General features: G+C 43.1%; 25 protein-coding genes. 15 read left to right on the top strand and 10 right to left on the bottom strand.

All coding sequences use genetic code 11. The features are described 5' to 3' along the window. The first annotated feature begins 146 nt into the window (after positions 1 to 146). Positions 147 to 806, top strand: a complete 660-nt coding sequence (locus tag RIN81_RS01520; RefSeq protein ID WP_242232178.1) for a potassium channel family protein — start codon at positions 147 to 149, stop codon at positions 804 to 806. Between the two features lie 14 nt (positions 807 to 820). Here RIN81_RS01520 and RIN81_RS01525 read toward each other — a convergent pair whose 3' ends face one another. The 4 genes from RIN81_RS01525 to def form a co-directional block, all read right to left on the bottom strand. Next, positions 821 to 1,336 (bottom strand): C39 family peptidase, encoded by a 516-nt coding sequence (locus tag RIN81_RS01525; protein WP_309086984.1) that lies wholly within the window; start codon positions 1,334 to 1,336, stop codon positions 821 to 823. A 45-nt stretch (positions 1,337 to 1,381) separates the two neighbouring features. Beyond that, on the bottom strand, positions 1,382 to 3,049 hold the full coding sequence (rnjA, locus tag RIN81_RS01530) for a ribonuclease J1 (protein ID WP_242232176.1): 1,668 nt from the start codon (positions 3,047 to 3,049) through the stop codon (positions 1,382 to 1,384). 3 nt (positions 3,050 to 3,052) lie between these two features. After that, on the bottom strand, positions 3,053 to 3,262 hold the full coding sequence (locus RIN81_RS01535; protein ID WP_242232175.1) for a DNA-dependent RNA polymerase subunit epsilon: 210 nt from the start codon (positions 3,260 to 3,262) through the stop codon (positions 3,053 to 3,055). A 344-nt stretch (positions 3,263 to 3,606) separates the two neighbouring features. Then, complete coding sequence (gene def / locus RIN81_RS01540; protein ID WP_309086985.1) at positions 3,607 to 4,161, bottom strand: peptide deformylase; 555 nt, start codon at positions 4,159 to 4,161, stop codon at positions 3,607 to 3,609. A gap of 377 nt (positions 4,162 to 4,538) precedes the next feature. On the opposite strand from def, the gene pdhA reads away from it, so the two are divergent. The 6 genes from pdhA (at position 4,539) to RIN81_RS01570 (ending at position 9,970) form a co-directional block, all read left to right on the top strand. Then, the gene (gene pdhA, locus RIN81_RS01545) at positions 4,539 to 5,648 is read left to right on the top strand and encodes a pyruvate dehydrogenase (acetyl-transferring) E1 component subunit alpha (RefSeq protein WP_242232173.1); all 1,110 of its coding nucleotides are present in this window, start codon (positions 4,539 to 4,541) and stop codon (positions 5,646 to 5,648) included. A 3-nt stretch (positions 5,649 to 5,651) separates the two neighbouring features. Beyond that, the gene (locus RIN81_RS01550) at positions 5,652 to 6,629 is read left to right on the top strand and encodes an alpha-ketoacid dehydrogenase subunit beta (protein WP_251270367.1); all 978 of its coding nucleotides are present in this window, start codon (positions 5,652 to 5,654) and stop codon (positions 6,627 to 6,629) included. A gap of 69 nt (positions 6,630 to 6,698) precedes the next feature. After that, entirely contained in the window at positions 6,699 to 8,063 is a 1,365-nt protein-coding gene (locus RIN81_RS01555; RefSeq protein ID WP_309086986.1) for a dihydrolipoamide acetyltransferase family protein, read from the top strand. A 3-nt stretch (positions 8,064 to 8,066) separates the two neighbouring features. Beyond that, a complete protein-coding gene (lpdA, locus tag RIN81_RS01560) occupies positions 8,067 to 9,476 on the top strand; it encodes a dihydrolipoyl dehydrogenase (RefSeq protein ID WP_309086987.1) in 1,410 nt (469 codons plus the stop codon). Between the two features lie 172 nt (positions 9,477 to 9,648). Next, positions 9,649 to 9,765 carry a GapA-binding peptide SR1P gene (locus RIN81_RS01565; protein ID WP_251270364.1) on the top strand — a complete coding sequence of 39 codons (117 nt, stop codon included), beginning with the start codon at positions 9,649 to 9,651 and terminating at the stop codon, positions 9,763 to 9,765. An 88-nt stretch (positions 9,766 to 9,853) separates the two neighbouring features. Next, on the top strand, positions 9,854 to 9,970 hold the full coding sequence (locus tag RIN81_RS01570) for a GapA-binding peptide SR1P (RefSeq protein ID WP_309086988.1): 117 nt from the start codon (positions 9,854 to 9,856) through the stop codon (positions 9,968 to 9,970). A 42-nt stretch (positions 9,971 to 10,012) separates the two neighbouring features. On the opposite strand, the gene RIN81_RS01575 is transcribed toward RIN81_RS01570, so the two are convergent. After that, positions 10,013 to 11,482: an aminotransferase class I/II-fold pyridoxal phosphate-dependent enzyme gene (locus RIN81_RS01575; RefSeq protein ID WP_309086989.1), complete on the bottom strand. Its 1,470-nt coding sequence runs from the start codon at positions 11,480 to 11,482 to the stop codon at positions 10,013 to 10,015. Positions 11,483 to 11,621: 139 nt separating this feature from the next. Here RIN81_RS01575 and RIN81_RS01580 point away from each other — a divergent pair, with 139 nt between their 5' ends. Further along, complete coding sequence (locus RIN81_RS01580; protein WP_309086990.1) at positions 11,622 to 11,891, top strand: UPF0223 family protein; 270 nt, start codon at positions 11,622 to 11,624, stop codon at positions 11,889 to 11,891. A gap of 39 nt (positions 11,892 to 11,930) precedes the next feature. On the opposite strand, the gene RIN81_RS01585 is transcribed toward RIN81_RS01580, so the two are convergent. Then, a complete protein-coding gene (locus tag RIN81_RS01585) occupies positions 11,931 to 12,548 on the bottom strand; it encodes a YktB family protein (RefSeq protein ID WP_309086991.1) in 618 nt (205 codons plus the stop codon). Between the two features lie 134 nt (positions 12,549 to 12,682). Between RIN81_RS01585 and RIN81_RS01590 the strand changes: the two genes are divergently transcribed. After that, positions 12,683 to 13,474: an inositol monophosphatase family protein gene (locus RIN81_RS01590; protein WP_309087496.1), complete on the top strand. Its 792-nt coding sequence runs from the start codon at positions 12,683 to 12,685 to the stop codon at positions 13,472 to 13,474. 107 nt (positions 13,475 to 13,581) lie between these two features. Here the strand turns inward: RIN81_RS01590 and RIN81_RS01595 are convergent, their stop codons facing one another. Further along, positions 13,582 to 13,767 (bottom strand): DUF5325 family protein, encoded by a 186-nt coding sequence (locus tag RIN81_RS01595; RefSeq protein ID WP_242232163.1) that lies wholly within the window; start codon positions 13,765 to 13,767, stop codon positions 13,582 to 13,584. Positions 13,768 to 13,923: 156 nt separating this feature from the next. Between RIN81_RS01595 and typA the strand changes: the two genes are divergently transcribed. Both typA and RIN81_RS01605 read left to right on the top strand, forming a co-directional pair. Further along, positions 13,924 to 15,753 (top strand): translational GTPase TypA, encoded by a 1,830-nt coding sequence (gene typA, locus RIN81_RS01600; protein ID WP_242232162.1) that lies wholly within the window; start codon positions 13,924 to 13,926, stop codon positions 15,751 to 15,753. Between the two features lie 31 nt (positions 15,754 to 15,784). Further along, positions 15,785 to 16,099: a YlaH-like family protein gene (locus RIN81_RS01605; RefSeq protein ID WP_375164472.1), complete on the top strand. Its 315-nt coding sequence runs from the start codon at positions 15,785 to 15,787 to the stop codon at positions 16,097 to 16,099. Positions 16,100 to 16,113: 14 nt separating this feature from the next. Here RIN81_RS01605 and RIN81_RS01610 read toward each other — a convergent pair whose 3' ends face one another. Further along, positions 16,114 to 16,491, bottom strand: a complete 378-nt coding sequence (locus RIN81_RS01610; protein WP_309086993.1) for a hypothetical protein — start codon at positions 16,489 to 16,491, stop codon at positions 16,114 to 16,116. A 35-nt stretch (positions 16,492 to 16,526) separates the two neighbouring features. Further along, entirely contained in the window at positions 16,527 to 16,730 is a 204-nt protein-coding gene (locus tag RIN81_RS01615) for a YlaI family protein (protein WP_242232159.1), read from the bottom strand. A 106-nt stretch (positions 16,731 to 16,836) separates the two neighbouring features. On the opposite strand from RIN81_RS01615, the gene RIN81_RS01620 reads away from it, so the two are divergent. Next, positions 16,837 to 17,301, top strand: a complete 465-nt coding sequence (locus tag RIN81_RS01620) for a pyridoxamine 5'-phosphate oxidase family protein (protein WP_309086994.1) — start codon at positions 16,837 to 16,839, stop codon at positions 17,299 to 17,301. Positions 17,302 to 17,334: 33 nt separating this feature from the next. Beyond that, positions 17,335 to 18,438: an HD-GYP domain-containing protein gene (locus RIN81_RS01625; protein ID WP_309086995.1), complete on the top strand. Its 1,104-nt coding sequence runs from the start codon at positions 17,335 to 17,337 to the stop codon at positions 18,436 to 18,438. Between the two features lie 31 nt (positions 18,439 to 18,469). Here RIN81_RS01625 and RIN81_RS01630 read toward each other — a convergent pair whose 3' ends face one another. Then, the gene (locus RIN81_RS01630) at positions 18,470 to 18,970 is read right to left on the bottom strand and encodes a peptidyl-prolyl cis-trans isomerase (protein ID WP_309086996.1); all 501 of its coding nucleotides are present in this window, start codon (positions 18,968 to 18,970) and stop codon (positions 18,470 to 18,472) included. Between the two features lie 164 nt (positions 18,971 to 19,134). Between RIN81_RS01630 and RIN81_RS01635 the strand changes: the two genes are divergently transcribed. Both RIN81_RS01635 and RIN81_RS01640 read left to right on the top strand, forming a co-directional pair. Then, complete coding sequence (locus tag RIN81_RS01635; protein ID WP_050181559.1) at positions 19,135 to 19,416, top strand: Fpa/YlaN family protein; 282 nt, start codon at positions 19,135 to 19,137, stop codon at positions 19,414 to 19,416. 85 nt (positions 19,417 to 19,501) lie between these two features. Beyond that, positions 19,502 to 20,653 carry an FtsW/RodA/SpoVE family cell cycle protein gene (locus tag RIN81_RS01640; protein ID WP_309086997.1) on the top strand — a complete coding sequence of 384 codons (1,152 nt, stop codon included), beginning with the start codon at positions 19,502 to 19,504 and terminating at the stop codon, positions 20,651 to 20,653. Positions 20,654 to 20,712 lie beyond the last annotated feature (59 nt).

Below are 20,712 nucleotides of genomic sequence, written 5' to 3' on the forward strand. Positions count from 1 at the left end.
CAGCCGGTTTTTCTTTGTTTCTTTTCGTAAGAAAGAGTGAGGGTATGGCGGGGGCAGGAAAATAAGAAAGAAAGCAATTAAAGGCCTTTCGTGGTAAACTGTCAGAGCAAAACCTTTTATTTAACGTTGACAGCGGGGGAAGAATCATGAAAAAGGAATTTGTCGTTATTGGACTCGGTCGATTCGGAAGCAGCATTTGCCGGGAGCTGAGTGAACAAGGAATGGAAGTAATGGCGATCGATAAAGACGAGGACCGTGTAAATGAGTTTACTTCGATTGCTTCTCATGCTGTTGTTGCAGATACGACAGATGAATCGGTTTTAAAAAGCCTGGGCATTCGAAATTTTGATCACGTGATTGTCGCTATTGGAGATGATATTCAGTCCAGTATTTTAACGACGCTGATGTTAAAAGAAGTGGGCGTTAAAAAAGTTACGGCCAAGGCACAAAATGATTATCATGAAAAAGTGCTGATCAAGATCGGCGCAGACCAGGTTGTCCACCCGGAACGTGATATGGGACGGCGCATTGCCAATAATATCGTCTCAAACAACGTATTAGATTATTTAGAGCTTTCCGATGAGCATTCCATCGCCGAAATTATTGCCAATGAATCACTTGCTGGCAATACGTTGATTGACCTTGATATACGGGCTCTTTACGGGATTAATATCGTAGCAATTAAACGGGGTAAGGAAATTATCGTGTCGCCACAGGCGAATGAGCCTATTCATTTAGGCGATATTTTAATTATTATTGGTGCGGATAGAGATATTGACCGATTCCAGAGAAAAATGAATCACTGAAAAAAACCCTCCACTCAAAGTGGAGGGTTTTTTGGCGAAACAAGCACAAAACGGAGGACGTGTGCCTGATCTTCAAATGAGATGCGGCGGATCCTACTTTTTCGTCCAGGAGCACCGTGATCATGCAGGAACAAATAAATACGCCCCTGCTGGATTTCATATCCTGTAAGCACGACCCAATGATACGCAAACAAAGGCCTAGCAAAAAAGCGGAGGGTGAAATACTTGTCAAATTTTGCGGCAACGGGCCGGCCGTGATCAAGCTCGTGAATCACTTCATCAATCTGGTTCGAGGAGCTAACACGCCAGTTGCTGTCCAGCAGTTTTTTTAATCTCCGAACCATTAAAAAGCGGGATAAACCGATTTTTGTAGTACCAAGTTTTTTATATAAATCGTTTGCTGTACACGAATATCCCCAGTAATCTAAAATAACCGAAATTGTGACGGGGCCGCAGGCGGATGAACGATAGCTCTTTTTAATATTTTCTGCATACTGGGATTGGCTCTTTACTTGAATGATAGCAGACACCTCCGAAAAAACGCGCTCCTAAAAGCAGGAGCGCGTTTTCTTTTGTTACACTTCCATAATGATCGGCAGGATCATCGGGCGGCGTTTTGTCCGCTCGTAAAGGAAAGGTGAAAGAGTATCGGTAATTTCATTTTTAATATCAGACCATTGAGTGGTGCTGTTATTGAGAAGCTGCTTTACATGGCGATTCAGCATCGACTGTGCTTCGTAAATAAGATCACCCGATTCACGCATATACACAAATCCGCGCGAAATAATATCAGGGCCCGCTTCTATTTTATTTTTTTCTTTGTTGATGCTTACGACCACAATCACAAGGCCTTCTTCTGAAAGAATGCGGCGGTCACGAAGCACGATGTTGCCGATGTCGCCAATGCCGCTTCCGTCAATATAAACGGAGCCGGATTGAATGCGTCCAGCCACGTGCGCTTCGTCTTTTGAAAGAGCCAATACATCGCCGTTGTCCATAATAAAGCAGTTTTCCGGCGGAACACCGCAGTCGATCGCGTGCTGGCAGTGCATTTTCTGCATCCGGTACTCACCGTGAATCGGCATGAAAAATTTAGGCTTAATCAAGCGGAGCATCAATTTCTGCTCTTCCTGGCTTCCGTGCCCGGATGTATGGATTTCATTTAATGGGCCGTGAATAACGTCTGCTCCTGCCCGGGACAAAGCATCAATAATTCGATTGACACTTACATTGTTGCCGGGAATCGGTGAGGATGAAAAAACGACCGTATCATTCGGCTGGATTTGAATTTGACGGTGAGATCCGTTGGCGATGCGTGACAGTGCCGCCATAGGTTCACCCTGGCTGCCAGTGCACAAAATTGTTACTTTGTTCGCCGGTAATTTATTTAACTGGTGAGTGTCGACAAACGTGTCTTTCGGACAGCGGATATAGCCGAGCTGTTGTCCGATATTAATCGCATTTTCCATGCTGCGCCCAAACACACCGACTTTCCGGCCGTCTTCAACAGCTGCATCAACGACCTGCTGGAGGCGGTGGATGTTCGAAGCAAAAGTAGCGAAAATAATGCGTCCCTGTACTTTTCGAAACACATTGTGAATGCTTTCCCCAACTTTCCTTTCAGACATCGTGAAATTGGGCACTTCACTGTTAGTACTATCAGACAGGAGACAAAGAACACCTTCCTTGCCGATTTCCGCCATTTTCGTTAAGTTGGCCGGCTCTCCTACAGGAGTGAAGTCAAATTTAAAGTCGCCTGTGTGCACGATATTGCCTTGCGGTGTTTTGACTACAACACCATAAGAGTCTGGAATACTATGGGTTGTCCGGAAAAAGGATACGGATGTTTTCCGGAACTTGATAATGTCATCCTCGCCGATTTCGTGAAGGCGGGCGCGGCGCAGAAGGCCGTGTTCATCTAGTTTATTGCGCAGAAGACCAAGTGCAAGCTTCCCGCCGTACACCGGTACATTTACAACCCGGAGCAGGTAAGGGATACCGCCGATATGATCTTCGTGACCATGTGTAACAAACAAGCCTTTAATTTTATCCGCATTTTTTTGAAGATAAGAATAATCTGGAATCACATAATCGATTCCAAGAAGCTCATCTTCAGGGAACTTAATCCCTGCATCAATTAAAATAATCTCGTCCTGAAATTGGACGGCATAAGTGTTTTTGCCGATTTCGCCCAAACCGCCGAGGGCGAAAACTGCAGTTTGATCATTTTTTACAAATTTCATGCTTTACAGCTGCTCCACTTTAAAGTCGGGAGACTTCTTCTCATACTCAAGGTGGTTGTCAGTTACCTTTTGAACAAACTCAATATTATATGGGCGGCTTTTTAATGCGTGGCGTACTTCACGTTCTGTTTGCGCTTCCGCATATAAGGTTTTTGTTTTTTCCCGAACGGGCACTTCAGAACGGTCTTCCTGGTAATACACTTTGAAAATCATGATTTTCTCTCCTTTATTCCGGTTTAGTATATACAAACCGCCATAAAAGCGGTTCTTCTCGTTTTTAATGCTGCGTCTTATTAAGTGATCTTGGTTTTTATTATATAGAAAGAACGATGTTTTGACACGAAAGAACATCTTTTTGTTTCATACATAAAGACAGCCCTTCGTAACGGAAGGGCTTAACCATTCTAAATTATGCAATTGATTTTCTTCTAAGCAGATCTTTCCACTGTTTTGCGAGCTTTTTTTTCAGCTTCTTCAACATTGTGGATCACTCCTCACTGCCATTTTATCATATGGCTGTCGGAATGAAAAGAGATCGACATATTCTATTAGACTGCTCAGCGTTCGATTGCCTGTGCGTTCTCTTCAATCTGAAAAGGCGCTTTTTCATTGATATAATCATAAAACATAACGCCGTTTAAGTGATCTATTTCATGCTGTATACAAATAGCAGGAAGCCCCTTTAAACGCAGCTTTACTTCTTCCCCTTCCAGTGTAACCGCTTTTACTGTCACTCTTGCATAGCGGTGTACATAACCCGGAACGTTACGATCAACGGATAAGCACCCTTCACCGCTTGTTAAATAAGCTTTTTCAACAGAATGGCTGACAATTTTCGGGTTAAACAGCGCATAGCTGAGCTGGTTTCCATTCTCATCATTTACATGGACAGCAATCATCCGTTTTGAAACACCAATTTGCGGTGCAGCCAAACCAATACCAGGGCGCAGCCCGTATTTTTCAGCTATTTCGGGATCCTGGCTGTTTTTTACGTATTCAATCAGTGAAGCGAGAACCGCTTTGTCTTCTTCAGAAGCAGGAAGCGGCACTTCTTTCGCTTTTTCCCGAAGAACCGAATCGCCTTCCCGCACGATGTCATTCATTTTAATCATATGGTTTCCTTCCTTTTTCGCTTTTAGTGTATTTATCTTATCAAAAACTGTGCAAAATGTTAATGAAGCGATTTTTTGTTTTACGCTTTGGAAACCGGGAATAGGGGAAAGGGGTAAAAAATGTAATGTATAACAGCTTAAAAAAGCGCTTTCTTTTTATAGTACAGATTAAACAGAAACACTAGTACAGAGCGCATGAAAGCAGTGGTTTAAAGGATAATTATAAAAATTCTTTTTGAATTGACGTATGAACATGGTTATTATACACTATTAACCGAAGCTTTTAATTGTATTAGTAATTTATAAAAAATAACTGGTACAGGTCATTATAAATGAAAACAGCCACATGACAAATAAAGAAAGGGAAGGTGACAACTATGAGTCCAAAGAAAACTCAGTTCGATCCGCAAAAAACGCTTGAGTCGATTGAAACGCAATTTGAAATGGTTCAAGTTTTGAATGAAGAAGGAAAAATTGTAAACGAAAGTGCAGCACCAAAGCTTTCAGATGAAGAACTTCAAGAATTGATGACACGCATGGTATACACACGCGTACTTGACCAGCGTTCTATTTCATTAAACCGTCAAGGACGTCTTGGCTTCTATGCACCAACAGCTGGACAAGAAGCATCACAAATTGCTTCCCAGTATGCTCTTGAAAAAGAAGACTGGATTTTGCCAGGATACCGTGATGTTCCACAAATCGTATGGCATGGCCTTCCATTATGGAAAGCATTTTTGTTCTCGCGCGGTCACTATGTAGGCAACCAGGCACCTGAGGGCGTAAATGTTTTGTCTCCACAAATCATTATTGGTGCACAATACGTGCAAAACGCCGGCGTGGCTCTAGGACTTAAAAAACGCGGTAAAAAAGCAGTAGCTGTTACATATACAGGCGACGGCGGCTCATCACAAGGTGATTTCTACGAAGGAATCAACTTTGCCGGTGCATTCAATGCTCCAGCGATCTTTATCGTTCAAAACAACCAATTCGCGATCTCAACTCCGCGTGAAAAACAAACAGCAGCGAAAACCATCGCTCAAAAAGGGATTGCAGCAGGTATTCCATCTGTTCTTGTTGATGGTATGGATCCACTTGCAGTATATGCGGCTGTTAAAGATGCGCGTGAGCGTGCAATCAACGGTGAAGGTCCAACATTGATCGAAACACTTTGCTACCGTTACGGTCCACATACAATGGCCGGTGATGACCCGACTCGCTACCGTACATCTGACCTTGATACAGAGTGGGAGAAAAAAGATCCGCTTGTTCGTTTCCGCAAATACTTAGAAGCAAAAGGTCTATGGAACGAAGAAAAAGAAACAGAAGTAATTGAACGCGCGAAAGAAGAAATCAAAGACGCGATCAAAAAAGCGGATGAAACGCCAAAACAAAAAGTAACAGACCTTATGAAAAATATGTACGAAGAAATGCCAGCAAACTTAAAAGAACAATATGCAATCTACACTGAAAAGGAGTCGAAGTAAGCCATGGCACAAATGACAATGATTCAAGCGATTACGGATGCCTTGCGCGTAGAGCTTAAAAATGACGAAAACGTCCTTGTTTTCGGCGAAGACGTCGGCGTTAACGGCGGCGTATTCCGTGCAACAGAAGGCCTTCAAAAAGAATTCGGGGAAGATCGCGTTTTCGATACGCCGCTTGCAGAATCTGGAATCGGTGGTTTAGCTGTCGGTCTTGCTTTAGAAGGGTTCCGCCCAGTACCAGAGCTTCAGTTTTTCGGATTTGTTTACGAAGTAATGGATTCTATTAACGGACAACTTGCACGTATGCGTTACCGTTCAGGCGGAACTTATTCTGCTCCTGTAACGTTCCGTTCTCCATTTGGCGGCGGCGTTCACACACCAGAACTTCATGCGGACAGCTTGGAAGGATTGGTAGCACAGCAGCCTGGTTTAAAAGTAGTTATTCCTTCTACTCCTTACGAAGCAAAAGGACTTTTGATCTCTGCTATTCGTGACAACGATCCGGTTATTTTCTTAGAGCACATGAAATTGTACCGTTCATTCCGTGAAGAGGTGCCAGAAGAAGAATACACAATTCCTCTTGGAAAAGCAGCAGTAAAACGTGAAGGTACAGATCTTTCGATCATTACGTACGGCGCAATGGTTCATGAATCTCTTAAAGCAGCAGAAGCGCTTGAAAAAGAAGGACATTCTGTTGAAGTAATCGATCTTCGTACGATCCAGCCGCTTGATATCGAAACAATCATCGCTTCAGTTGAGAAAACAGGACGCGCTATCGTTGTTCAAGAAGCGCAAAAACAAGGCGGTATTGCAGCGAACGTTGTAGCAGAAATCAACGATCGTGCAATTTTAAGCCTGGAAGCTCCTGTTCTCCGTGTAGCAGCACCGGATACTGTGTTCCCATTCTCACAGGCCGAGGGTGTATGGCTTCCAAACCATAAAGATGTTATCGAAACAGCGAAAAAAGTTCTTCAATTTTAATCATACTTAATTCATGAAAAGGAGGCAGTGCCTCCTTTTCAAAATTCAATTATTAGGAGGCTGAATGCATTGGCATTTGAATTTAAATTACCAGACATCGGTGAAGGTATTCACGAAGGTGAAATCGTCAAGTGGTTTGTAAAGCCAGGTGACAAAGTAGCGGAAGATGACGTACTTTGCGAAGTACAAAACGATAAAGCAGTTGTTGAGATCCCGTCACCAGTTGCGGGTACAGTAGAAGAAGTACTGGTTGAAGAGGGCACTACAGCAATCGTTGGCGATACATTAATCAAATTTGACGCTCCCGGATACGAAGATTTGAAATTCAAAGGCGACGATCACGGCGACGAAGGCGAAGCAAAAACAGAAGCGCAAGTTCAGTCTTCTTTAGAAGGCGGTCAAAACATTGATAAAGCACCTGTTGAAGAAGCGCCGAAAGAGTCTACAGGTCCTATTCACACAGGCCCGGCTCAAACACAGGAAGAAGTAGACCCGAACCGCCGCATCATTGCAATGCCATCTGTACGTAAATACGCACGTGAGAAAAATGTAAACATTGCTCAAGTAGCAGGCAGCGGTAAAAACGGCCGTATTGTGAAAGAAGATATTGATGCATTCGTGAACGGCGGTGCGAACACTTCTGCACAAGCTGAAGCAGCTGTACAACAAGAAGCTCCAGCAGCGAAAGAAGAGTCAAAACCAGCAGCGGCAGCAGCGATTCCAGAAGGCGAGTTCCCAGAAACACGCGAAAAAATGAGCGGCATCCGCAAAGCAATCGCCAAAGCGATGGTCAACTCAAAACATACAGCACCACACGTTACTCTAATGGATGAAATAGAAGTAACCGAGTTGTGGGCACACCGCAAAAAGTTCAAAGATATTGCGGCGGAAAAAGGCGTAAAATTAACGTTCCTTCCATACGTTGTAAAAGCTTTGACGAGTGCGCTTCGTGAATTCCCTGCGCTTAACACATCCATCGATGATGCAACAAGCGAAATTGTTCATAAGCACTATTACAACATTGGTATCGCAGCTGATACTGAAAAAGGCTTGATGGTACCAGTTGTGAAAAATGCAGACCGTAAATCAATGTTTACGATCTCTAACGAAATCAATGAACTTGCTGTAAAAGCACGTGACGGCAAATTGGCTCCTGCAGAAATGAAAGGCGCATCTTGCACAATCACCAATATCGGTTCTGCCGGCGGACAATGGTTTACACCAGTTATCAACCATCCAGAAGTAGCAATTTTGGGTATTGGACGCATTGCTGAAAAACCAATTGTAAAAAATGGTGAAATTGTAGCGGCACCTGTGTTAGCATTATCTTTGAGCTTTGATCATCGTATGATTGACGGAGCGACTGCACAAAATGCGTTGAATCACATTAAACGGTTGTTAAACAACCCAGAACTTTTACTAATGGAGGCGTAAGAGATGGTAGTAGGAGATTTCCCAATTGAAACAGACACTATAGTAATTGGTTCAGGCCCTGGCGGTTATGTAGCGGCAATCCGCGCAGCACAGCTTGGACAAAAAGTAACGATCGTCGAAAAAGAAAATCTTGGAGGCGTCTGCTTAAACGTAGGCTGTATTCCTTCTAAAGCTCTTTTAACAGCAGCTCACCGTTTCGAGCAGGCGAAACACTCTGACGATATCGGTATCATTGCTGAAGCTGTTTCTGTAAACTTCGACAAAGTACAAGAGTGGAAAGCTAGCGTCGTGAACAAGCTTACAGGCGGCGTTGAAGGTCTTCTAAAAGGAAACAAAGTGGAAATCGTTCGCGGTGAAGCTTATTTCAACGATGCGAACACTCTTCGTGTTATGGGTGAAGATTCTGCACAAACGTATACATTTAAAAATGCGATCATTGCTACTGGATCACGCCCAATTGAAATTCCAAACTTTAAATTTTCAAACCGCGTTATTGATTCAACAGGCGCATTATCACTAAAAGAAATCCCTAAAAAAATGGTTGTTGTCGGCGGCGGCTACATCGGCTCTGAGCTTTCAACAGCATATGCGGATTTTGGAACAGAAGTAACAATCCTTGAAGGCGCTCCTGAAATTCTTGGCGGCTTTGAAAAACAAATGTCTTCTATTGTTAAACGTAACATGAAGAAAAAAGGCATCGAAATCGTAACGAGTGCGATGGCTAAATCTGCTGTAGAAACAGAAAACGGCGTAAAAGTAACATACGAAGCAGGCGGAAAAGAAGAAACAATTGAAGCGGATTACGTACTTGTTACAGTAGGCCGTCGTCCGAACACGGATGAAATGGGTCTTGAAGGCGTTGGCGTGAAAGTAGCAGAGCGCGGCTTGGTAGAAGTTGACAAACAGTGCCGTACAAGTGTAGAAAACATTTACGCAATCGGCGATATCATTTCGGGACCTCCTTTAGCCCACAAAGCATCTTACGAAGGTAAGATTGCTGCTGAGGCGATTGCAGGGGAAAAATCTGAAGTGGATTACCTTGCGATTCCAGCGGTTTGCTTTACAGAGCCAGAACTTGCAACAGTTGGATACAGTGAAGCACAAGCAAAAGAAGAAAATATCGAAATCGTATCTGCGAAATTCCCATTCGCAGCGAATGGCCGTGCGCTTGCGCTTAACAGCACAGACGGCTTCGTAAAAGTGGTATCACGCAAAGAAGACGGACTGATTATCGGCGCGCAAATCGCTGGTTCAGGTGCTTCAGATATGGTTGCAGAGCTTGGTCTTGCGATTGAAGCAGGTATGACACTTGAAGATGTAGCGATGACAATCCATGCTCACCCTACGCTTGCTGAAATGACAATGGAAGCAGCAGAAGTAGCACTTGGAACACCAATTCACATCGTAAAATAATCGAATGATTACATTGAAACCCCTGGTTTCCTTATTTTAGGAAACCGGGGGTTTTTTGTCCCGTTTTTAAATATGTTATACAATTAGAGCTTGAAATTTAAAATGTGTTATATTATTATTAACTCAAGAAACATAAATCGCTTTCAAAAACAAAAACAGGAGGTTATAAAACATGGGAACAATCATCTGCAAGTCATGCAAAGCAACAATTGAGCATTTCGAAGAAGAAAAGGTGACAGTTTTATACTCTCATTGTGGCTGTGATCATGAAACTGAAAGTGACGACTGAACGGATAGCAAAAATGAGCCGCTCCAAGTGGATATAAATTTATTAAACATAAATCGCTTTCAAAAACAAAAACAGGGGGTTATAAAACATGGGAACAATCATCTGCAAGTTATGCAAAGCAACAATTGAGCATTTCGAAGAAGAAAAGGTGACAGTTTTATACTCTCATTGTGGCTGTGATCATGAAACAGAGAGTGATGACTGAACGGATATATAAAGAGCCGCTCCAACTGGAGCGGCTCTTTTTTTAATAAATCGGCTTGCGTTCGCGGATTACACGTAATGTTTTTAATTCTTCATCTTCAGGGCCTTGAACAGGAAGTCCGGCTGCTACGTTTTCTTTTACATAACGCAGGTTTTCTTCGGTAATGATTTCACCCGGAATAAAAATTGGGATACCCGGCGGGTAAACCATCATAAATTCTGCCATAATCCGGCCTGCTGATTCATCAAGTGGGACGGTTTCTGTCTCGGCATAAAAAGCTTCGCGAGGAGACAGTGCTAACAGCGGGATATCCGGCAGCATTACATGCGCATATCTAGACTGAACAGTGCCTTTAAAGGAAGCTGCCATTTCAGTTAAAGCTTTCACAAGCAGTTCACAATCTTCTTTCGTATCCCCTGGTGTAATAATGCAGAGAATGTTGTATAAATCACTGAGCTCTACCTCGATGTTATAACGGTCCCGGAGCCATTTTTCTGCATCATGTCCGCTTATACCAAGGTTCTTAACAGAAACAATCAGTTTGGTCGGGTCATAATCATACGTGGCTTTTGAGCCTAGAATTTCTTCACCTACACAATACAGGTGATCAATTTCGTTTATTTTTTTTCGTGTTTCCTGCGCGTGTTTCAGGGTCTGCTCAATAATTTGATGCCCGTTGATCGCAAGGTGTCTCCGTGCGGTGTCAAGGGAAGCAAGCAGGATATAAGACGTAGATGTCGTTGTCAGCATGCTCAAAATCGTCTGTACACGATTTACGGATACAAGTCCTTCGCGTACATTTAAGATAGAGCTCTGGGTCATAGAACCGCCCAGCTTATGCACACTCGTGGCCGCCATATCGGCTCCTGCCTGCATAGCCGAAATCGGGAGGTCTTCATGAAAATGGATATGAACACCGTGTGCTTCGTCGACAAGAACGGGAACGTTGAATGAATGGGCAATATCAACGATTTGTTTTAAGTCGCCCGCAATGCCGAAGTACGTCGGGTTAATCACGAGCAGGCCTTTTGCATCCGGATGCTCTGTTAATGCCCGAGTAACAGACTCGGTTGTAATACCATGTGAAATTCCTAAATCTTTGTCAATTTCAGGATGAATAAAGATCGGAACTGCACCAGAAAATACAATCGCGGTCATAATGGACTTATGAACATTACGCGGTACAATGATTTTTTCACCAGGTCCGCAAACGGCCATAATCATTGTCATAATAGCTCCACTTGTTCCTTGAACAGAGAAAAACGTATGGTCAGCACCAAATGCCTCGGCAGCCAGCTGCTGGGCTTCTTTAATGATACCGTGCGGTTGATGGAGGTCATCAAGGGGTGCAATATTAATTAAATCAATGGAAAGCGCATTTTCTCCGATAAATTCTTTGAAGACGGGGTCCATTCCGTTTCCTTTTTTATGACCTGGAATATGAAATTGAACTGGGTTCCGTTCGGCGTGGCGAAGAAGCCCGTCAAATAATGGTGTTTCGTGTTGTGACAACGCCATTTCCACCTCTTTTCTAATCATTCGCTAAAGCAAAAGAATTATAGCACTTTGCATGGTCCTTGCAAAGAAATTTTTCTTCCCAAGCAAGGAGATGACTTGTACAAAAGCGAATAAATAAAGGGAGGTGAGAAAAATGGAATATTCGTACCCGTTTTCAACGGACTGGTCAACGGAAGAAGTGATTGATGTTGTTTCCTTTTTCGAAGCCATTGAACAGGCTTATGAAAAAGGAATTGCCAAAGAAACGTTAATGGAGCGGTATCGCCGCTTTAAAGAAATTGTGCCAGGAAAAGCAGAAGAAAAGCGCATTTGCAATGAGTTTGAAGAAGTAAGCGGCTATTCTTCCTACCGGGCTGTTCAAAAAATGAAGCAGGCTCCTGAACAAGCGAAAATACGCATGTAAATACAGCAGCCCATTTCGGCAGAGGAAATGGGCTGCTGTTTATTTATAAGCAAGCTGATAAATAGGAAGAAGTGTTTTAAACGTTTCTTTAATAAGGGTATAAAGTGCTTCTCCATCCTGCAGAACTGGGTCATCCGCTTGAATGTGGCGGCCAATTAAAAGCTCCGCTTTTTTTACATCCTGGAACCGCTCGAGAGCCTGTTCAACGTCCAGCTCTTCCCATGTTTGAGCGTCTTTTTTTAAATGATCGAGAGACACCACATAGTCAGCCGGTATCGTATTTTGGAGCATCTGCTGATGAGTTAAGAAGGCTTGGGCAATTTCTTTTTTACGCGGCAGCTCGTAAATAAAAGCAAGCCAAACGAAAACATGATCGTCAAACAAGCCGACTTGAAAATGGGGGTGCTGCTTATATCCACGTTTGTTATCTGCTACAGCAAGCCATGTATCGTTTGGCGGATTCACTTTACGTCGCGCGTGGCGTGCAATGTGCAAAAACATTTCCTGTCCGAGCAGTGCTGCCAAATCATCGGCCAGGGCGCTGCCGAGCTGATTGAATTTCGGCTGGATCCGTTCCTGTATGGCAGTCATTCTTTCTATAAGACCATTTATTTGGAAGGTCTGAAAATCTTCTTCTGTAAAACCGGTAAAATTCATGAGAGTGTAATCCTTTCCTGCAAATCATTTTTCATTCTTATGTTACCATATCGTGAGAAGTTGGAAAAACTTGATAAGCCTTTTTATTTCGTGTAAGGTGATAAAAAACGGAATAGAAGTGAGACGGGGGCTGTATCATGGCGAATTGGACAAAAATAGACCAAATGGTAAAACGGTGGATTCAGGAAGCCGGCACAAATATACGAGCATCCTTTACTGATTCGCTCACCATTCAGGCAAAGTCAAATCCGAATGATTTAGTGACAAATGTAGACCAGGAAACAGAGCGGTTTTTTATAGAGAATATCCGCTCCCACTTTCCAGATCATCGTATTTTAGGGGAAGAAGGCCAGGGAGATCAAATCAAATCGCTTGATGGTGTGATATGGATAATCGACCCGATTGACGGTACGATGAATTTTGTTCACCAGCAGCGTAATTTCGCCATCTCTATCGGTATTTATGAGGACGGTATCGGCCGGCTTGGATACATATATGACATTGTTCATGACGAGCTTTATCATGCCAGAAAAGGACATGGGGCCTGGATGAACGATACACCGCTTCAAAAACTCGAACAAGTACCGGTTGAAACGGCTATATTAGGGATTAGTGCCACATGGCTGATTAACAATCGGCATTTTGATCAAAACAAACTCATCCAGCTGGCGAAAGATGTGCGCGGAGTAAGATCATACGGATCAGCAGCGCTGGAACTTGCTTATGTAGCTTCGGGGCGTTTAAGCGCCTATATTACAATGCGGAATGCGCCGTGGGATTTTGCCGGCGGTAAAATGATTGTCGAAGAAGCGGGCGGCATTGTGAGCACGATTAGCGGAGAAGAAATTGATATGCTTTCCATCAATCCGGTTTTTGCGGCAGCGCCAGGTCTTTATGAAGACATTTTAAAGAAATATTTGAGCTAAGAAAAAAGGAACAGCGCTTTATGCGGCTGTTCCTTTTTATTGTAAGCAGTCCGTTATATGTAGGGCGTTACTCGGCCCGGCACCAGGCATTGTTACCTTGTACCTTTTTATAATTTGCCTGCCCGGCGCATTTTCGCTTTGTACGAAAATCCAAATCCCATAACAGCGAGAAGCAGGATAATAGAGAGCGCGCCGCCTAAAATACTTCCTTCACCGATGGCAATACCGATGCCAATCATGCATGCAGCGGCTAAAACAGCAAATCCTAAAAACGGCCATTGAATAGTAGGCAAAGTGCAGACCTCCTTTTTGTCTATTGTAGTACAACGAGATCTTTTTTTGCAATGCTGCTTTTTCCAAATAGGCATCGTGGTTATGATGTGGTATAATAGTTCAGTTAATGGAAACCGAACAAAACGAAGTTTCTAGAAAAGGCAGGAGGAAATAGGTTGAAAACAAGAAACGATTTACGGAACATCGCGATTATCGCCCACGTTGACCACGGAAAAACAACGCTGGTCGATCAGTTATTGAAGCAGTCAGGTATTTTTCGTTCAAATGAGCATGTAGAAGAGCGCGCGATGGATTCAAACGACCTTGAACGCGAACGCGGTATTACAATTCTCGCTAAAAATACTGCGATTCAATATAAAGATACAAAAATCAACATTTTGGATACACCAGGACACGCTGACTTCGGCGGCGAAGTAGAGCGGATCATGAAAATGGTTGACGGTGTTTTACTTGTTGTCGATGCGTATGAAGGCTGCATGCCTCAGACACGCTTCGTATTGAAAAAAGCACTAGAGCAAAATTTGCGTCCAATTGTTGTTGTTAACAAAATTGACCGTGATTTTGCCCGTCCGGCAGAAGTAGTAGATGAAGTACTTGAGCTTTTCATTGAGCTTGATGCAAACGATGAGCAGCTTGAATTCCCGGTTATTTATGCGTCTGGTATTAACGGAACTGCAAGTACAGATCCCGAAAAACAAGATGAAAACATGGAAGCACTATACGAAGCGATTATCGAACATATCCCGGCACCGGTTGATAACAGTGACGAGCCGCTTCAATTCCAGGTAGCTCTTCTTGATTACAATGACTATTTAGGCCGTATTGGAATCGGCCGTGTTTTCCGCGGCGAAATGTCTGTTGGACAGTCTGTAGCGTTAATGAAGCTTGACGGTAAAGTAAAACAGTTCCGTGTAACAAAAATGTTTGGCTTCCTTGGATTAAAACGGGTTGAAATTGAAACGGCAAAAGCCGGCGATCTTGTAGCCGTTTCCGGCATGGAAGATATTAACGTTGGTGAAACAGTTACACCAATGGAGCATCAAGAAGCACTTCCGGTACTTCGCATTGATGAGCCAACATTGCAAATGAACTTCCTTGTAAACAACAGCCCATTCGCTGGCCGCGAAGGGAAATTTGTTACATCAAGAAAAATCGAAGAACGTCTTCATGCACAGCTTGAAACGGATGTCAGCCTTCGTGTTGAAAATACCGCTTCTCCAGATGAGTGGATCGTATCAGGGCGTGGCGAGCTTCACTTATCCATTTTAATTGAAAACCTTCGCCGTGAAGGATTCGAGCTTCAAGTATCGAAGCCGCAGGTTATCGTTCGCGAAATTGATGGAGTTCAATGTGAACCGGTTGAACGCGTTCAAATTGACGTGCCGGAAGAATACACCGGCTCTATCATCGAATCAATGGGTGAGCGTAAAGGTGAAATGCTCGACATGATCAACAATGGAAACGGCCAGGTCCGCTTGATTTTCATGGTGCCTGCACGTGGATTGATCGGATACACAACAGAGTTTTTAACCATGACACGCGGTTACGGCATTATTAACCACACGTTTGACAGCTATCAGCCAATGCAAAAAGGACGCATCGGCGGCCGCCGTCAGGGCGTTCTTGTATCGCAGGAAACTGGAAAAGCATCAACATACGGCATCATGGGTGTGGAAGACCGTGGAACGATTTTTGTCGAAGCGGGTACAGAAATTTATGCCGGTATGATCGTGGGCGAACATACACGTGACAATGATTTAACGGTAAATATCGCAAAAACAAAACAGGCAACCAATGTCCGTTCTGCCAACAAAGATCAAACCGCTACAATGAAAAAGCCGCGCATTATGTCTCTTGAAGAAGCGCTTGAGTACTTGAATGATGATGAATACTGCGAATTAACGCCGGAATCGATCCGTCTTCGCAAAAAAATCCTAGATAAAAACGAACGTGAGCGCGCAGCGAAAAAGAATAAGCAGGACTAAGCATTAAGCATAAGGATAGGGAGGAATGAGTGTGGAAGGATTGGAACATGTCGGCCCGCTTCTTCGGGCTCTTATTGAATCATTTGGTGTTCAAACAGCGATCTATATTTACTGGGCTGTTTTAATTGCCCTCTCCATTCTCGTTTATAATCTCGGGTTTGCAAAAAAACTAAAAATGTGGCAAAACGCCATCGTTTATGTTTCCCTTGCGGCCGGCTCCCTGCTGCTTTTAATCCTGTCTTACCAGCTGCCGGTTGTTGAAAGCCTGATTGTAGCTGCCCTTGTGTTAGGGGCGTATAAATTCAGGCTGAGAAAGTATCAAAAACAAGAAAAAACCACACGCTGAATAAAGCGGGAGGCTTATGCCTCCCGCTTTATTTTTTGCCCGTACAGACCAAGGACAAGGGCATATGAAGCATGTCCTGCTGCCCACCAGCCAAAAGCCTGTCCATCGTACGGAGCAGCAACGGGCTTGTGGGAAAGTATAGATAAAGGGTAGTACAGAAAAACAGTCGGCAGCACAAGAACAAAAGCAGTTGTAAAAGGCCGCTTCGTTTTGGAAAGCAGTCCCAAAAAAACAGCTGTAATCGAAAAAGAAAGAAGTAAGTGAAAGAGAAATTCCATCCATTCCGGCCACACAATTCGGTTAAGAAGAGGAATGAAATCAACGTTCAGCAGTAAGGTATACACTTTCTTTCCTGTAAGCCATTCGGCTGCCTTTAAAAAAAAGCCAAGCACTATTCCTCCTGCAGTGCCAGCCAACAGAAGGCTTTTTATGAAAGCCACTCTTTTTCTTTTCCAGAACGATAAACAAAAAACTGTCCTGTACGGATTCGCTGCTCGGTTTTTTCCGCAATACGTGCCCGGCATGCTTCACACATATAGGTATGAATGGGCCGGTTGCGCAGCTTTTTAGCAGAAGGCAATTGATCGTCAATTGATTCAATTTTGTCACACATTATGCATTTTACTCTCATAGAGGCACCTCCGTTTTACAAGTAGTATAACATGGGAGAGGGCAGCATATAGAAATGCAGATAGAATATCGGTATAATAGGAGAAAAGTCAGAAGGAGCGGTGGCGTTGGCAAATCGAAACGAACCATATTTAATACCGGAATTGTTCGAAGCACTTCAATCGGAACGCCTTTCATTTTTTTCGACAGTAGATGCGGAAACAGGGGCCCCTTTTATGAATGCGATTTCCTGGGTGTATGCTTTAAATGATACAACGCTGCGTATAGCGGTAGACAGCCGTTCAAAAATCATCCATAATATTCATAAAAATGCACTGGTTTCCCTGGCTGTTTTTGCCTCCGAATCGGCTTATACAATCAGTGGTAGTGCAAAAATCCTATCTTCTCATTTAGAGGGAGTACCGTTAAAAACATCCGTTATCGAAGTGTCTATTAAAGAAGTGCGGGATGTTATGTTTTATGGATCAAGAATTACAGTAGAACCTGTTTCCGAAAAAACATACGATTTACAGGCAGCCGAAAAGCTGGACGGGCAAATTATGGAAGCTTTAAAACAGGAAACGATTCAATAACGTTATTTTGGCTATATAAGGAGTTCGAACATTTTGAGATTAGTCGCTGTGTCATCCATCCAAGAAAATGTCTTTCTTGCTGAAAATGTTTTAAACAGCAAAGGACAAATACTGCTGAAGGCAGGTGCTGAGCTCACACCGCCTATCGTGAAGCGGCTGTACTCGCTTGGTATTTCATACGTATACATTGAAGATGCACGTACGGATGACATCTATATTCGTCCGGTTTTAACAGAAGGGACAAGAAGAGAAGCTCTCTGTGTTATGTCGGAAGCGTTTAATCAAGTGAAACAAGACTTATCGGCAGATTCACCGAAATTTGGCTTTCATAAAATGGAAAAAAAGTTTGTTTCTGTTGTCCGTGATATTACCAGGCAGATCAGAAGCCGAAAAGAAGCGATTGATTTATTGACCCACTTATATGCCCATGATGATTATATTTTTACTCATTCACTAAACGTGACCATTTACACACTGGCGCTCAGTATGAAACTGAAAAATTTAACACCAAAACAAACAGAAGAAATCGGCTTAGGGGCAATGCTGCACGATGTAGGAAAAATGCTGATTCCGTTAACCATTTTAAAAAAGCCTTCAAAGCTGACAAGTGACGAATTTACTATTATGAAATCTCATACAGAATTAGGCTTTGAGCTGCTTCGGAAAGAACACGGGCTGCCGCTGACTGCAGCCCATTGTGCACTTCAGCACCATGAGCGCTTAAACGGTTCTGGCTATCCGCGCAGCTTAAAGGGAAATGAAATTCATATTTTTGGGAAAATGATTGGGATTGCCGATGTATACGACGCGGTAACCTCAAATCGAACTTATCGCAAAGCGATGCTGCCGCATGAAGGAATGGAAATTTTATATGCAGGGTCGGGAACCGAGTTTGAAACGGAGTATATTGAAAAATTCCGCAAAGCGATCGTGATGTATCCAACAGGTTTAACCGTATGGCTTACAGACGGCCGGAAGGGTATTGTGTGCGAGCAGAATGAGCATGTCAGCGACCGGCCTGTTTTGCTTATTTTGGAAGAAGGCGGACACAACTTAAAGGTGCCTTATAAGGTGAATCTAGCAGTTGAAACAACCGTTTTTATAAAAGAAACGGATACAACATTGTCTGGTACATAAAAAATCCATCTGCCCGAAGGCAGATGGATTTTTACTGAACAGAAACAGCCGTTACATTTTTGATCGGACAGTCACGGTTTGATCCATCTTTCAGTAAGACATAAACGGGGCCGTCTTCCCGCAGCGGTTTTCCTTTAAAGGAAAACTGCATGATGAGCGAGTCCGCTTCTGCAAGAGGAAATGAAAAAGAACCGTCCTTTGTTTCGATCACAATTTGGGAAGCGCTGTCTGACGGCACCGCATTTTTTAAAAAGGGTGAAAGCGGCACGCCGAATGTGCTGGTGAGCACTTTTTCTTTTTCATATTTTTTTTCGGATTTAATCGTCGGCGGAAAAACCGCACCTTCCCGAATTTCTTTTTCCCAAAATTTTGATGTGCTTTTTATGTATTCTTGCTCTGTGTCCCGTTCAGGCTGAGGTGATGAGGAAAAAAAGTCGTCTAAATCAATGCGGCGGTCGTCGAAGATCCACACACCAGGGTCAAGAGTGAGCGGAAACGATACGTTTCCTTTGATGGGAATGATTTGCTCCATCGAATCATATCTCCTTTATGTAAGTGAACTATGTTTCCTCATAAGTATAGCGTGAAAATTTTGTGTTGTCAGTCTACCTGTTAAAATTCCTTGCAAATTCCCTGTATTAACGATAAAATCTTTTAATATACAGTGATTCCATTCTTGGAACAGGGGGAGAAATTATGGCATCTGAAATGAAAATAGACCATCGGGAAAAGGCCTACTCTCTGTTGCAGGCGGATGCGGAAAAAATTTTGCGTCTCATCAAAGTGCAAATGGACAATTTAACGATGCCGCAATGTCCTTTATACGAGGAAGTGCTTGACACTCAAATGTTCGGCTTATCCCGTGAAATAGACTTCGCTATACGTCTCGGACTGGTAGATGAAGCAGATGGCAAACAGCTGATTGACTCACTTGAGCAAGAACTTTCAGCATTGCATGAAGCATCCGTTGACCGGTAAACAGACAGAAAACTCAAACAGCTGTTTGAGTTTTTTTAACTTAACGAGTATCGCTTATCGGTAAGCGCATGAATGGAAGGTTTGTATGTGGAAAAGAAATTTAAAATCATATGATTATCCGTTAGCGGCCGTGTTTTGTATTTTATGTTTATTTGGGCTGATGATGATTTTTAGTGCAAGTTCAGTAATGGCCGTTCAGCGGTGGGGACTTGAAAGTGGTTATTTTTATGATAAGCAAAAGATACATATTCTTATGGCTTTTATCGCTTTTGGCGTTGTATCCTTTTTTCCGTACCAGCGTTTAAGAGCGAAGCGGTTTCAGCAATGGATGCTGGCAGGCATGTTTGGAATGCTGCTTTTACTGTTTGCATTTGGACATGTATCAAATAATGCCCAGAGCTGGTTTCAAATAGGAGCGCGTTCGATTCAGCCGTCAGAGTTTGCTAAATTGGTTGTCATTCTTTATATGGCTGCCATATTTTCAAAAAAACAAAAAAATATTAACTCGCTTAACAACAGTATTGCGCCGCCAGTTATTATGCTTTTTAGCATTTGTTTCCTTGTAGCGCTTCAGCCTGACTTCGGAACGGCTGCGATCATTTTTGCAATCGGGTTGACAATCGTCTTAACATCCGGTATAAAAATGAAAAAGCTTGTTAAGTTTATGCTGTTGATTGGTATTTTTTCCCTGTTCTTGTCGCCGCTGTTCTTTTGGCAAAAAGATGAAATTTTGTCTGAAGAGCGAATGGGGCGTCTAACAAGTTATTTAGATCCTTTTAAATATGAGCAGGGTGATGGCTATCATCTAGTGAATTCCTATCTTGCGATTGGCTCGGGCGGACTGACCGGTCGGGGACTTGGCCAAAGTGTACAAAAGCTTGGCTACTTACCGGAGCCGCACACAGATTTTATCATGGCGATTATCGCTGAAGAACTGGGAATCTTGGGAGTCATTTTTGCCATAGGCGGTATTTTATTTATCGTGTTACACGGCCTTCGTATTGCCGTGAAAAGTCCTGATTCGTTTGGTTCAATGCTTGCAGTCGGCGTGTCTTCGATGATTGGGATACAGTCATTTATCAATCTCGGCGGCATGTCAGGGGTCATCCCTATTACGGGAGTTCCGTTGCCATTTATCAGTTATGGCGGATCTTCTTTACTGCTGCTCTCAATTTCACTTGGTATTTTGGCTAACATATCGATGCAGTCAAAATACGAAAAAAACTATAATTCTTAAAAATAAAAAGGTTCAAAGATTTGAACCTTTTTATATATAATTTTATCAACAGATCAGGG

It is taken from the genome of Domibacillus sp., assembly GCF_031181085.1.
Taxonomy (GTDB): Bacteria; Bacillota; Bacilli; order Bacillales; family Domibacillaceae; genus Domibacillus.

Bases quoted from the DNA above. Each gene is read 5' to 3' on its own strand.
- RIN81_RS01520 (WP_242232178.1), top strand. From the start codon at position 147: ATGAAAAAGGAATTTGTCGTTATTGGACTCGGTCGATTCGGAAGCAGC.
- rnjA (WP_242232176.1), bottom strand. From the start codon at position 3,049: ATGAAATTTGTAAAAAATGATCAAACTGCAGTTTTCGCCCTCGGCGGT.
- RIN81_RS01535 (WP_242232175.1), bottom strand. From the start codon at position 3,262: ATGATTTTCAAAGTGTATTACCAGGAAGACCGTTCTGAAGTGCCCGTT.
- def (WP_309086985.1), bottom strand. From the start codon at position 4,161: ATGATTAAAATGAATGACATCGTGCGGGAAGGCGATTCGGTTCTTCGG.
- pdhA (WP_242232173.1), top strand. From the start codon at position 4,539: ATGAGTCCAAAGAAAACTCAGTTCGATCCGCAAAAAACGCTTGAGTCG.
- RIN81_RS01550 (WP_251270367.1), top strand. From the start codon at position 5,652: ATGGCACAAATGACAATGATTCAAGCGATTACGGATGCCTTGCGCGTA.
- lpdA (WP_309086987.1), top strand. From the start codon at position 8,067: ATGGTAGTAGGAGATTTCCCAATTGAAACAGACACTATAGTAATTGGT.
- RIN81_RS01565 (WP_251270364.1), top strand. From the start codon at position 9,649: ATGGGAACAATCATCTGCAAGTCATGCAAAGCAACAATTGAGCATTTC.
- RIN81_RS01570 (WP_309086988.1), top strand. From the start codon at position 9,854: ATGGGAACAATCATCTGCAAGTTATGCAAAGCAACAATTGAGCATTTC.
- RIN81_RS01580 (WP_309086990.1), top strand. From the start codon at position 11,622: ATGGAATATTCGTACCCGTTTTCAACGGACTGGTCAACGGAAGAAGTG.
- RIN81_RS01585 (WP_309086991.1), bottom strand. From the start codon at position 12,548: ATGAATTTTACCGGTTTTACAGAAGAAGATTTTCAGACCTTCCAAATA.
- RIN81_RS01615 (WP_242232159.1), bottom strand. From the start codon at position 16,730: ATGAGAGTAAAATGCATAATGTGTGACAAAATTGAATCAATTGACGAT.
- RIN81_RS01630 (WP_309086996.1), bottom strand. From the start codon at position 18,970: ATGGAGCAAATCATTCCCATCAAAGGAAACGTATCGTTTCCGCTCACT.
- RIN81_RS01635 (WP_050181559.1), top strand. From the start codon at position 19,135: ATGGCATCTGAAATGAAAATAGACCATCGGGAAAAGGCCTACTCTCTG.
- RIN81_RS01640 (WP_309086997.1), top strand. From the start codon at position 19,502: ATGTGGAAAAGAAATTTAAAATCATATGATTATCCGTTAGCGGCCGTG.